The organism is Streptomyces sp. bgisy027 (assembly GCF_057710365.1).
In genome coordinates this window covers 104,747-115,833 of record NZ_JBYIVZ010000034.1, presented here as the reverse complement: position 1 = coordinate 115,833, position 11,087 = coordinate 104,747, and the positions used below count along the sequence as shown (strand labels likewise).

Genomic DNA, 11,087 nt, shown 5'->3' with positions numbered 1-11,087 from the left:
TACGAGGATGGAGACGTTGCCGAGCGCGAGGAGTTCCTGGGCCCGGGGGGGGGAGTTGGCATCCCGGGTGAGAACCCGGACGGAGTACTTCTTGTCTGCGACCAGAGCGCGGACGATGGGCATCCCTTGGGCCCCTGTACCACCGATGACAAAGATGGTGGAGGTGGCATGAGAAGACATGGTTTCGACTCCGAGGTTGATTACGAACGCGATCAGCACCGCTGGGCGCGGCGTTCGGAACGGATCTCTGCATCGGCTTGGGGATCCACGGCACCGACGGACTGGCGTTGTGCCGATGCCCGGGGCCGCGAGACCCCCGGGAAACCGATCGGTTTTCACCACCGTACACCGATCGGTTTCCAGGTGGCAAGCGGGGCTGTCAGTGGATGCACAGAGCGCATCTGTGTTCCCTCGGGTGGGCGGCGAGGAAGTGCGGGACAGAGCTGGACACCCGCCGGACTCGAGGCGGGCCGACTCGGCATCGCCGCCGTCGCCGTCGGCCTGGCCCAGGGCGCCCCCAACGACGCACTCGCCTACGCGAAACAGCGCGAGACCTTCGGGAAACCGATCATCGGCCACCAGGGAGTCGCGTTTCTGCTCGCCGACACGGAGGCCGCCGTGGACTCCGCCCGGGCCACCGTCCTGGCCGCGGCCCGGCGCAAGGACGCCGGGCCGCCGTACAGCCGTCAGGCCAGCATCACCAAACTGATCGCCACCGAGGCAGCGATGCGCGTCACCACCGACGCCGTCCAGGTCTTCGGCGGCGCCAGCGGCCTCGGCCGCGCCACCGCACTGCTGCACGCCGGAACCGCCGCCCGACGGCAGCCGGGCCAGAGCGGCGACCGGGCAGACATCGCGCGTATTGACGACCTTGCCTGACCCCGGGGCCAACTGGCGGGCCCCCTGGGCGGACTCAAGGTTGCGAGACCGAACCGAGCACCCGGGGTCCTGTTGCCTCCGTCCTGTCGCCCCCTACATGTTGATCATGTGGCCGGCGAGGCCGTGGACCGCTTCCTTGACTGCCTCGCCCAGGGTGGGGTGGGCGTGGACGTTGCGGGCAACCTCGTGGACCGTGAGATCCCACTGCTGGGCCAGGGTCAGTTCGGGGAGGAGTTCGGTGACGTCGGGGCCGATGAGGTGGCCGCCGAGGAGCTCGCCGTACTTGGCGTCACTGATGAGCTTCACGAAGCCGGTCGCATCGCCCAGGCCGTGGGCCTTGGCGTTCGCCGTGAACGGGAACTTCGCCACCTGAACGTCGAATCCCTTCTCTCTCGCCTGCGCCTCCGTGTAGCCGAAGCTGGCGATCTGCGGCTGGCAGAAGGTGGCCCGCGGGATCATCGCGTAGTCCAGCTCCATGGTCTCCGCGCCGGCGAGGGTCTCTGCGGCGATCATGCCCATCGCCTCGGCGGCGTGCGCGAGCATCAGCTTCGCGGTGACGTCGCCGATGGCGTAAATGTGCGGGACGGAGGTGCGGCAGCGGCCGTCGACGTCGATGGCGCCTCGCTCGGTGACCCGCACTCCCGTGTTCTCCAGGCCGTAACCGGTGACGTTCGGCGCGAAGCCGATCGCCTGCAAGACCTTGTCAGCCTCCAGAACCTGCTGGGAACCGTCCTTCGCGGTGACGGTGACGCGAACCTGCGGACCGGACTCGTCGATTGACTCGACGCGGGTCGAGGTGAGGACATCGATACCCAACTTCCGGTACTGCTTGGCGAGTTCGGCGGACACCTCGACGTCCTCCAGCGGCGCCACCCGGTCCAGGAACTCGACGACGGTGACCTGCACACCGTAGTTGCGCAAGATATAGGCGAACTCGATGCCGATGGCCCCGGCACCCGCGATCACGATGGACTGCGGCAGGTCCTCGGCGAGGATCTGCTCCTCGAATGTCACCACGCGCGAGGTTCGGCGGGTGCCGGGCAGCAGCTTCGGGGTCGCACCGGTCGCGATGATGCAGTGGCCGAAGCCGATCGTGCGGGTGTTCCCGTCGTAGTCGGCCACCTGGAGCGCGTGAGGGTCGAGGAATGTGCCGCGACCACTGATTTCCGTGATCTTGTTCTTCTTCATCAGGTAGTGGACGCCCTTGGCCCGGCCGTCCGCGACCTTCCGGCTACGGCGGTAGGCCTCCCCGTAGTCGAAGGTGACCTGTCCGTCGACCTTGATGCCGAAGGTCTTCGCTTCACGGGTGAAGACGTGGGCAAGTTCGGCATTGCGCAGCAGGGCCTTGGTGGGAATGCAGCCCACGTTCAAGCAGACGCCGCCCCAGTACTTCTCCTCCACCACCGCCACCCGCTTGCCCAACTGGGCGGCCCGGATGGCGGCCACGTATCCGCCGGGTCCCGCGCCGAGTACGACGACGTCGAAATGTTCACCCTGCTCGTCCATGGACGGTTCCTTTCCGCTGGGAGGTCCGGCTCCACGCGAGGGCCGGCCAGCTCCCGGTCGAACGACCTGTTCAACAACCCAAGCGCGTGGTTCAACACTCCGATGCCGCGAATCGATGCCGTCGCGGCAATCATCGCGGCCGGCACCTCATCGACACGGATGACGGTGCCCTCGATGATCGGCAGGGGCCCGTCGCCAGGCCATGCCGCCCGGCGGGTCAGCCGCAGGCGCGGCCGGCCCCAGGCCCGCGCGGTGGCCTTCCCGTAGAGGCGAGTGTCGGTGGTCGTCATGGCCCGTAGGCCTCAGATCGGACGGGGGCACCTCAACCTGACGCGCGGCGAACTCGGCCTCGCCTGGCAGCTCGAACCGGGCCGGGCGGAAATCGACCGTGCTGCGTGCAGTACTTCAGCAGAACGTCGGAGCCCAACCGCATCGCCCCACGCATACCCACCACGAGCGCCTGCCGGTTCCTTCAGCAGCGTCCAGTGCTCAACGAACTCGTCAACATCCGTCGACATCAGTGCTGTTCACCCTCACGGGTGAGCGGACCGACGCCCTGTCCGTGGAACAGCTACGCAGCGATGTCGAGCAACCGATCGCGCGGCGAGACCGGCACCGGCGGCACCGAGGCGGGCGGCCGCGTTGTCGGATCCCTCACAGGCCAGAGACCGCCCGTGCACTTGCGCTGCGGAAACCGATCTGTTTCCATCTAGAGAAACAGATCGGTTTCCAACCGGTGCCCAGCCTCCGACCTGCAACAAAGGGAAGACATGACTACCACCTTCGACCGCGGAGCGCCCGCCTCCGGGAAGACAGACTCGGGCCGCCGCGGCTCACACGCCATGCGCTGGTGGGTGCTCGTCGTGCTGGGCGTGGCACAGCTGATGGTCACGCTCGATGCGACCGTCGTGAACATCGCGCTACCCGAAGCGCAACACGACCTCGGCTTCAGTGACGGCAGCCGGCAGTGGGTGATCACGGGGTACGCCCTGGCGTTCGGCAGCCTGCTGCTGCTCGGCGGGCGGCTCGGTGACCTGTTCGGCCGGCGGACGACGTTCGTGACCGGCTTGATCGGTTTCGCGGTCGCGTCCGTAGTCGGCGGCGCGGCCGGCAGCTTCGAGATCCTCGTGGCGGCACGTGTGGCCCAGGGCGTCTTCGCCGCGCTGCTCGCGCCCGCCGCGCTCTCCCTGCTGAGTGTGACCTTCACCGACCCGGCCGAGAGGCCCAAGGCGTTCGGCATCTTCAGTGCGCTGTCCGGTGCGGGCGCCGCGGTGGGACTGCTGCTCGGCGGCATGCTCACCGAATGGGCGTCGTGGCGCTGGGTGATGTACGTGAACGTCATTTTCGCGGGCGTCGCACTGGTGGGCGCGCTGCTGTTGCTGGGCAAGCCCGCACACGCCGAGCGGCCCAAGATCGACATTCCGGGCACCGTCGTGGTGAGCGCCGCGCTGTTCGGCATCGTCTACGGGCTCGCGCACGTGGAATCCACCAGCTGGACCGACCCGGTCGCCCTCGGCTCCATGATCAGCGGCGTGGTGCTGCTCGCGGTGTTCGCCTGGCTGGAGCTCAGGGTCGCGCATCCGCTGCTGCCGCTGCGAGTCGTGCTGGACCGGACCCGGGGCGGTTCGTTCCTGGCCGTGTTCGTCCTGGGCATGGGGATGTTCTCGATCTTCCTGTTCCTGACCTACTACCTGGAGGCCAGCATCGGCTACTCACCGATCGAGGCCGGCCTGTCCTTCCTGCCGATGGTCGGCGGCATCGTCGCCTCGTCGACCACGGTTCCTTCGCTGCTGCTGCCCCGAGTCGGCCCGAAGATCGTGATCACTGCAGGCTTCCTGGTCTCCGCGTCCGGTATGGCCCTGCTGACCCAGCTCACGCTGAACAGTGCCTATGTCGCCGACATCATGCCGGGCATGATCCTGCTGGGCCTCGGCATCGGTGCGGTGATGACCACCGCGTTCCAGGGCGCGACCTCGGGCATACACCACGAGGACGCGGGCGTCGCCTCGGCACTGATCAACACCAGCCAGCAGGTGGGCGGCTCGATCAGCACGGCGCTGCTGACCACCGTCGCCTCGTCGGCCGCGACCGACTACCTGTCCTCGCACAAGCCGAGCGCACTGACGGCGGCTCAGGCCGGGGTCGAGAGCTACACGGCCACCCTGGCATGGGGCGCCGGGATCTTCGTGGTCGGCGCGGTGCTCACGGCCTTCCTGATGCCGAATCGGGCTCTGGCGCCGTCGGAGGGCGAGCCTGTGATCGCCCACTGAGCCTGAATCCACCGGAATGCACGCTTGTCGCAAGCGTGGATCGTGGGAAATGCGCCGCTACCTGCGATGGTCTGGTGTCCTCAAGGCACAAATCACCGCAGGTAGCAGGCGTTCTCCGTTACCACGGCGTCCGATCCACGATGTGGGCTGAATTTCCGAGGCTGACAGTCACGCTGGTCATGCCGGGCGCCGCCGGCCTCATGGGGATGGGACGCCTCCCGCCCGCCGCCGCTGTGGCTGCAGTCGGTGTGCGTCATCGCGGCCTCCGGGACCGGCGCGCTCCCCCGCCTTACCGTGTTCGGCACGCCTGCTGGTGGTCACGTTGTTCCACTTCGCGATACCCACTCAATCCTCTGCAACGGCGCCAGGGGACGCGGGCCCTGGCCGGGGCTGCGCGAGCATGGCCGTCGGTCTCATCGCGCCGCACACTGCACCTTCGGAGTGACGGGCTGCCTCAGTCGCCAAGGGGCACAACGCGTGCCTGCCCAGACGAAGCCCGATAAGACCGCCGCCCCGGCACAGCGGAACCGTACTCACCTCCTGCTCGACCGTGGGCGGCGTGAAGATCGCCCCGGAAAGGCGTCGTAAACCGATCGGTTTTCATTTCGTCGCAAGCGAGTTAACCTCACGGTATGACCACCGAAGTGAAACTGAGCCCCAGAGAGCGGCTGCTGGATGCGGCGGCCACGCTCACCTACCGAGACGGCGTCGTCATCGGCGTCGACACGCTGTGCAAGGCGGCAGGAGTGTCGAAGCGCTCCCTGTACCAGCTGTTCGAGAGCAAGGACGAACTGCTGGCGGCGAGCCTGGAGGAGCGCTCCGCCACCTTCGTGGCGACCCTCCTGCCCACGGCGGACGACGGCCGGTCGCCCCGCGAGCGGATCCTGCACGTCTTCGACCAGTTGGAGGAGCAGGCGGGTGCTCCCGACTTCCAAGGCTGCCGGTACCTGGCTGCTCAGATCGAGCTCAAAGACCAGAACCACCCCGCGAGCCGGGTGGCCCACCGGGTCAAGGCGCAGTTGACAGCCTTCTTCCGCGCCGAGGCCGAACGGGGCAGGGCGGGCGATCCCGACCTGCTGGCCCGGCAGCTGATCCTGCTCTTCGACGGCGCCAGCGCCCGCGCGGGGATCGGAGCCGACAGACTGACCGGGCTCATCACGCCCACGGTGGCCACCCTGCTCGACGCGGCAGGCATGCGCTGACGCGCCCCGTCGTCGGGGGGAGTCTCCGCGGACGGGGTGTCACGTCGATCCAGACAACGGCGACGGTCACTCTGGACGCCTCAGGCGCGTGGCTGCATCCACGCGGTACGGGTGTCGAACTCCTCCGCTCCTACGTGCTGATCCAGCTGGCCGAAGCCATCTGTGCCGACACGAGGCGTCGGCTGAAGGTGTGCGCCAGCCCCCATCGTCGCGGCGCGTTCTACGCCCGCTCCAAAACTGTTCGCGTCTCTCGCACCCTGTCACCACCTGCGACAACACCCGAGAGGTACGCGCCTGCCGGGCCCGCCTGAAGGGACGGGAGCTCTCCACGTCACGCTGAAGCGACGCCGTCCGCAGGCGGCTATGGCATCCGGCGACAAGAAGGGACATCATGCGATCGGCAGGTCTGGAAGCAATCGATCTGGGTGAAGTGCCGTACGAGGTGGCACAGGCCGATATGGCCCGGTGGGTCATTGAGCGGAAGGAAGGGTGTGCGGGGAACCGGCTGTTCCTGTTGACGCACCCGCCCGTGATCACCTACACCGCGCGGACTCCGGTCAGCCAGCTCCCGGATCCGGGTTCACCGATACCCCTTGTCGAAGTCGACAGGGGCGGTCATGCCACGTATCACGGCCCTGGACAGCTCATCGGCTACCTCGTGGTGAACGTCCGCGACCTGGGGCCCCGCGGCCTGGTACGCCGGGTCGAGCAGGCTTTGATCGACGCAGTGGGATCGCTCGGCTTCGAGGCGGTACGACGGGACACACCACGAGGGTCCGAGAGCCTGGTCGGTGTATGGACGCCCGATCACCGCAAACTCGCCTCCATCGGCATGCGCATCAGCGGCAGTGTGACCAGCCACGGCTTCGCTCTCAACATCGCCCCTGATCTCGACGTCTACACAACATTCATGTCCTGCGCGCTGCCGGACGTCCGCATGACGTCGCTGGCGGAACTCGCCGAAGAAAGCGGGCAGCCCGCGCCCACCGAGGCTCAAGTGCGGGACGCCGTGACCGCGGCCCTGACATCCGCACTGAGTGCCCCTGACGAAACGGCTGTCGCGGCTGGTGATCACGCGGGAGCCGGCCGGTGAGTTCCTGACGAGGACCCCAACAGATCGTGACGGTGTTCCGTGGCCGGGAGTTGCTCGCTGGAGCGGCGATCTGCGTGCGCGGCCCCTCGGCGGCCCGCACCGGCTGCTGCTCCGATGATCGCTCCTGTCCAGGAGGTTCCTCACCGGGCGCTCCCATTCCAGGGGCCGATTACCAGGCGGGCGGGTAGCGCCAGGTTGGGGACCACGTCGGTGGGGTTGTCTCGCCGCCTGAGCATCGCATGCGCGCCACTGTGGCGCAGTAGAGGGGACGGCGCTCTTCGGCGGCAGTCAGTGCGGCGTCTGGCGCCGCTTCCCGCTGTTGAGGGCTGACCGGACGGATTAACTCCAGGGTTCGGGATCAGCCCGGCCCGCAGCAGGGACGCCTCGCTCCGCCTCTCGCGATGCGCGCAGAAACCGTCTGACCTGCGAGACTCCGAACCGAACGGGATGGCTAAGGCAGCAGACCCTGTCGACGGGCGGCAACCACCGCCTCGAAGCGAGTGCCGGCTCCCAACTTGCGCATCGCGCTGCGCAGATACGACTTGACGGTTTCGGGTAGCAACGACAGCCTGCGCCCCACTTCGGCGTTGTTGCAGGGGGGACAACCGCGAGCCAGGCGCCGAGTGCGCGGCGGACGGCCGGGCCAGCCGCTCGGCCGCGTCGAGCAGCCGTCCGCATAGGTCCTCATCGAGCACCTGCTGTGCAATGCGCCGCAATTCGGCGTAAACCTGGCGGAGTTCCTCCCGTGGAATGCCCCGCTGCCCGTCGACGGTGTTGCCCTGTGCCGCGTCCAGAAGGCGCAGACGGTGGTCCATCTCATCACGGATGGCGAGCTCGGCGGCCACTCGCCGGGAGGCGTCGGCCGTAGTGCCGCCGCCTCGCACGGGCGGCGCGGCGCGGGGCCGAACCCGGCCCGAGGTTCGACAGCAGGCACGACGGTCGCCGGGACCATCGCTACCCCGATTTCGCCTCACTGACGGATCAAGCCCGGCTCACCCATCCTTCGCTGCTGTCCTCGTTCGGCCGTGCCACATACCCGGCCTGCGTGAGGATCTCCGTCAGGGCCTGCCTGAGGGCAGCACGGATGCCCTCATATTCCGCATCCTGACGGTTGGCAGGATCTAGTTCACTGGAGGGCACCCAGCTCACCACGACAAAGTCCCCTTCCTGCCGGATTCGCAGCCCCGTCCCCTCTCCTGACTGGGCCGAGGTGATGTCGAAGCCAGCACGCTCCAGTGTTTGGCACACATCCGTGAACAGCGTCTCATCGGTCACGCCGTGAGCCTATTCCTCTGATGATCACCGGTGGGCACCACCTGGCAAGCCAGCGTCGCCCCTGCGTTCCCAGACGCTGTACACCACCTGTTCTAGGGACCAAGGGTTCTCGCACTTGGTGAATCGTCGGTGGTTGATGAGGCTGGCGGCGATGACGGTGAAGCCACGGAAGTGCTCGGGCGTTCGTAGCGTCGGCGGAGTCGGCGGCATCCGGCGAGCCAGGACGCTGCGTTCGACCACCCAACGACACGGGCCCAGGCGTTGTGAGTTTTCGACGCCGCGTCGGGCGATACAAGGCGTGATGTTCCGCTCGCGGAGCCGACGGCACAGGTAGGAGCAGCCCCAGCCCTTGTCGCCGTGGGGCTTGGCTGGCCGGCGCCGCCGAGGACCTCGGGGGCCGCGGGTCGGTGGGATCCCCATGATCAGCGGCTGCAGGGCCAGGCTGTCGTGCGTGTCCGCTGCCGAGATGGCAGCGGACACGGGCACCAGCGCGGTCAACGGCAAAGGGGATTTTCGGTCCGTTCTTGCCTCGGCTGGTCGGATTCGGTCCGGTTTACCGCTCTCTTTGAGCGCTGGACGCTGACGGAATCGACCGCGAACTGATCTCGGCGCTTCTTTGAGGAGTTGCTTCAGTTCCTCGTGTACGGCGGTCGACAGCCGGTCGTCCCGATCGTCGCGGTCGACCTCTGCCTGGCGGACCCAGCCGCGTGGAACTCGTGTCCGTGCGGCTTAGGACGGCTCAGATCTCCTGGGGCTTGTAGGAGCTGGGGTCGCGCAGGATGACGCGGCGCAGAAGGTCGACGGTCTTGGTGACGCCCTCGACGGGGGCCACAAGCACATCCTCGTGCTCGATACTCAGCACGTCGTCGTAGCCGGCTCGGCGCAGGGCAAGGCAGAAAGCGAGCCAGAACGCGTCGTCGTGGCCGTAGCCGAGGGTTACGTAGTTCCAGGAGCGTTCTTTGGCGGCCATGACCGGCAGCGTCTCCAACCTGCTGGTCAACGCCTGGCGGGAGGGTTCCAGCCGGGTGTCCTTGGCGTGCACGTGGTAGATCGCCTCACCCAGAGCCTCGATGGCGGCCAGCGGGTCCGCACCCATCCACATCAGGTGGCTGGGGTCGAAGTTGGCCCCGACCTCCGGTCCGACTTCCTCGCGCAGACGCAGCAGGGTGGGCACGTTGTAGACCGCCTGGTGGGCGTGCATCTCCAGAGCGAGCTTGGGTACCCCCCGGTCACGGGCGTGGGCGACGAGGTCTCGCCAGTACGGGAGTACCACTTCGGTCCATTGCCAGTCGAGGATCTGTGTGGTCTCCGGCGGCCAGGAGACCGTGATCCAGTTGGGGTTGGCGTCGCCCGGCCCGCCCGGCAGCCCGGACATCAGCACCACCCGGTCGACGCCGAGGAGCGGGGCGAGGGCGATCGTGTCGCGGGTGACCTTGTCGTGCTCGCGGCCGCTGAGCCCGGGGTGGAGGGGGTTTCCCGAGCAGGTGAGGGCGCTGATCTCGAGACCCCGGTCGGCGACTTTGGCGAGCAGTTCGCGGCGCGCGCTGTCGCTTTCGAGGAGCCGGTCGGTGTCGACGTGCGGGGCGGTGGACCAGGCACCGGTGGCGAACTCCACGTAGTCCAGCTGGAGTTCGGCGGCCAGGTCGAGGGTCTCGTCGAGGGTGAGCTGTCCGACGCTGTCGGTGTTCAGACCGATCTTCATGGGGGTGTCCTGTCTGCGGTGCCGCCGGCAAGGATGCGGTCGTCCGGCGTGGGGTGTACCGGCGATGGGGTCAGCGGTAGAGGTCTGGGCGGTCGACAAGCTCCACGTCGACGCGGTGGCCCTCGGTCAGGGAGCGGACGCCTGCCTCGCAGACCGCGGCCACGGCGTAGCCGTCCCAGGCGCTGGGGCCGGTGACCTCGCCGCGGCGGGTGGCGTCGACCCATTCCTGGACTTCACGGTCGTACGCCTCGGCGAACCGCTCGACGAAGCCGGGGGTGACCGTACCGCCCCAGCGTCCGGCAGAGGTGACGAGCATGTCGTGCCGGTCTCCGATGCGGGCGGTGCCGTGCTCGCACACCGCCTCGGCCTGAACCTGGTAGCCGTAGCGGGCGTTGACGTAGATCTCCACGTCGACGAGGGCGCCACCGTCCGTCTCGAAGACGACGAACTGCGGATCGGCCAGACCTTCGGGCGCGTTGACGGAGGACCGCGGCCGCATCACCGTCACGGAGGTGATCTCCTGGCCGAGCAGCCAGCGGGTGATGTCCATCTCGTGAGTGACGGAGTCGTTGATGAGCATGGCGCTGGTGAAGTCCGGCGGGCAGGAGGGGTTGCGGTGCCGGTTGTGCAGCATCAACGGCAGGCCGAGATCCCCGCTGTCCAGCAGCGCCTTGAGCTCGAGGTACTCGCTGTCGTAGCGGCGCATGAAGCCCACCTGCACCCGGCGATGTCCGAGCCGCTGCTCGGCCTCCAGCACGCGCAGCGCGGAGACGGCGTCGGGAGTGAGCGGCTTTTCGCACAGGACGGGCAGGTCGTGCTCGAACGCGGTGAGCAGTGCCGCCTCGTGGGCGATGCCCGGGGAGGCGAGCAGCACCGCATCGACGTCGGGTGAGGCGAGCGCTTCGGCGACGTCGCCGTAGGCCGCGCATCCTTCGACGTCGGCGGCGACCGTCTTGGCGCGATCGATGTCGACGTCGACGACGGCGGCCACATGGGCGCCGCTGGTCACCTCGCTGATCCGGCGTACGTGGTCGGCTCCCATACGGCCGGCGCCGATCACGGCGACTCCGATGGAGGCGTGGTAGGTCATGTGGTTCCTTGCCTTGAGGGTGGGCGATGGCGGGGACGGTCAGCGGGAGGCCGGCCGGAGCCGCACGGGT

10 protein-coding genes and 2 pseudogenes are annotated in these 11,087 nt (G+C 68.1%); 4 read left to right on the top strand and 8 right to left on the bottom strand.

Annotated features, from left to right (window positions below; all coding sequences use genetic code 11):
* A partial coding sequence (locus AC3ETA_RS30820) for an NmrA family NAD(P)-binding protein (RefSeq protein ID WP_432196158.1) occupies nucleotides 1–180 on the bottom strand: 180 nt, incomplete at its 3' end.
* 183 nt (nucleotides 181–363) lie between these two features.
* Between AC3ETA_RS30820 and AC3ETA_RS30815 the strand changes: the two genes are divergently transcribed.
* Nucleotides 364–879: an acyl-CoA dehydrogenase family protein gene (locus AC3ETA_RS30815; protein WP_432196157.1), complete on the top strand. Its 516-nt coding sequence runs from the start codon at nucleotides 364–366 to the stop codon at nucleotides 877–879.
* A 93-nt stretch (nucleotides 880–972) separates the two neighbouring features.
* On the opposite strand, the gene lpdA is transcribed toward AC3ETA_RS30815, so the two are convergent.
* Together lpdA and AC3ETA_RS30805 are read right to left on the bottom strand one after the other, a co-directional pair.
* On the bottom strand, nucleotides 973–2,385 hold the full coding sequence (gene lpdA / locus AC3ETA_RS30810) for a dihydrolipoyl dehydrogenase (RefSeq protein ID WP_432196156.1): 1,413 nt from the start codon (nucleotides 2,383–2,385) through the stop codon (nucleotides 973–975).
* A 137-nt stretch (nucleotides 2,386–2,522) separates the two neighbouring features.
* Nucleotides 2,523–2,678: pseudogene (locus AC3ETA_RS30805) on the bottom strand (NF041680 family putative transposase); the annotation flags it as partial.
* Nucleotides 2,679–3,155: 477 nt separating this feature from the next.
* On the opposite strand from AC3ETA_RS30805, the gene AC3ETA_RS30800 reads away from it, so the two are divergent.
* The 3 genes from AC3ETA_RS30800 to lipB all read left to right on the top strand — a co-directional run bounded on the left by AC3ETA_RS30800 (nucleotide 3,156) and on the right by lipB (nucleotide 6,950).
* Nucleotides 3,156–4,655 (top strand): MFS transporter, encoded by a 1,500-nt coding sequence (locus tag AC3ETA_RS30800; protein ID WP_432196155.1) that lies wholly within the window; start codon nucleotides 3,156–3,158, stop codon nucleotides 4,653–4,655.
* A gap of 632 nt (nucleotides 4,656–5,287) precedes the next feature.
* The gene (locus tag AC3ETA_RS30795) at nucleotides 5,288–5,857 is read left to right on the top strand and encodes a TetR/AcrR family transcriptional regulator (protein ID WP_432196154.1); all 570 of its coding nucleotides are present in this window, start codon (nucleotides 5,288–5,290) and stop codon (nucleotides 5,855–5,857) included.
* A 391-nt stretch (nucleotides 5,858–6,248) separates the two neighbouring features.
* On the top strand, nucleotides 6,249–6,950 hold the full coding sequence (lipB, locus tag AC3ETA_RS30790) for a lipoyl(octanoyl) transferase LipB (RefSeq protein WP_432196153.1): 702 nt from the start codon (nucleotides 6,249–6,251) through the stop codon (nucleotides 6,948–6,950).
* A 451-nt stretch (nucleotides 6,951–7,401) separates the two neighbouring features.
* On the opposite strand, the gene AC3ETA_RS30785 is transcribed toward lipB, so the two are convergent.
* From AC3ETA_RS30785 to AC3ETA_RS30765, 5 genes and pseudogenes are all read right to left on the bottom strand, one after another.
* On the bottom strand, nucleotides 7,402–7,638 hold the full coding sequence (locus tag AC3ETA_RS30785) for a response regulator transcription factor (RefSeq protein WP_432196152.1): 237 nt from the start codon (nucleotides 7,636–7,638) through the stop codon (nucleotides 7,402–7,404).
* 293 nt (nucleotides 7,639–7,931) lie between these two features.
* The gene (locus AC3ETA_RS30780; RefSeq protein WP_432196151.1) at nucleotides 7,932–8,225 is read right to left on the bottom strand and encodes a hypothetical protein; all 294 of its coding nucleotides are present in this window, start codon (nucleotides 8,223–8,225) and stop codon (nucleotides 7,932–7,934) included.
* A 117-nt stretch (nucleotides 8,226–8,342) separates the two neighbouring features.
* Nucleotides 8,343–8,821, bottom strand: a pseudogene (locus tag AC3ETA_RS30775) (transposase); the annotation flags it as partial.
* Nucleotides 8,822–8,964: 143 nt separating this feature from the next.
* The gene (locus AC3ETA_RS30770) at nucleotides 8,965–9,927 is read right to left on the bottom strand and encodes a sugar phosphate isomerase/epimerase family protein (protein WP_432196150.1); all 963 of its coding nucleotides are present in this window, start codon (nucleotides 9,925–9,927) and stop codon (nucleotides 8,965–8,967) included.
* Nucleotides 9,928–9,997: 70 nt separating this feature from the next.
* The gene (locus AC3ETA_RS30765) at nucleotides 9,998–11,017 is read right to left on the bottom strand and encodes a Gfo/Idh/MocA family protein (RefSeq protein ID WP_432196149.1); all 1,020 of its coding nucleotides are present in this window, start codon (nucleotides 11,015–11,017) and stop codon (nucleotides 9,998–10,000) included.
* Nucleotides 11,018–11,087: the final 70 nt, after the last annotated feature.

Excerpts from the sequence above, each read along its gene's own strand:
- AC3ETA_RS30785 (WP_432196152.1), bottom strand. The coding sequence starts at position 7,638 with ATGAGGACCTATGCGGACGGCTGCTCGACGCGGCCGAGCGGCTGGCCC.
- AC3ETA_RS30770 (WP_432196150.1), bottom strand. The coding sequence starts at position 9,927 with ATGAAGATCGGTCTGAACACCGACAGCGTCGGACAGCTCACCCTCGAC.
- AC3ETA_RS30800 (WP_432196155.1), top strand. The coding sequence starts at position 3,156 with ATGACTACCACCTTCGACCGCGGAGCGCCCGCCTCCGGGAAGACAGAC.
- lpdA (WP_432196156.1), bottom strand. The coding sequence starts at position 2,385 with ATGGACGAGCAGGGTGAACATTTCGACGTCGTCGTACTCGGCGCGGGA.
- AC3ETA_RS30795 (WP_432196154.1), top strand. The coding sequence starts at position 5,288 with ATGACCACCGAAGTGAAACTGAGCCCCAGAGAGCGGCTGCTGGATGCG.
- AC3ETA_RS30765 (WP_432196149.1), bottom strand. The coding sequence starts at position 11,017 with ATGACCTACCACGCCTCCATCGGAGTCGCCGTGATCGGCGCCGGCCGT.
- lipB (WP_432196153.1), top strand. The coding sequence starts at position 6,249 with ATGCGATCGGCAGGTCTGGAAGCAATCGATCTGGGTGAAGTGCCGTAC.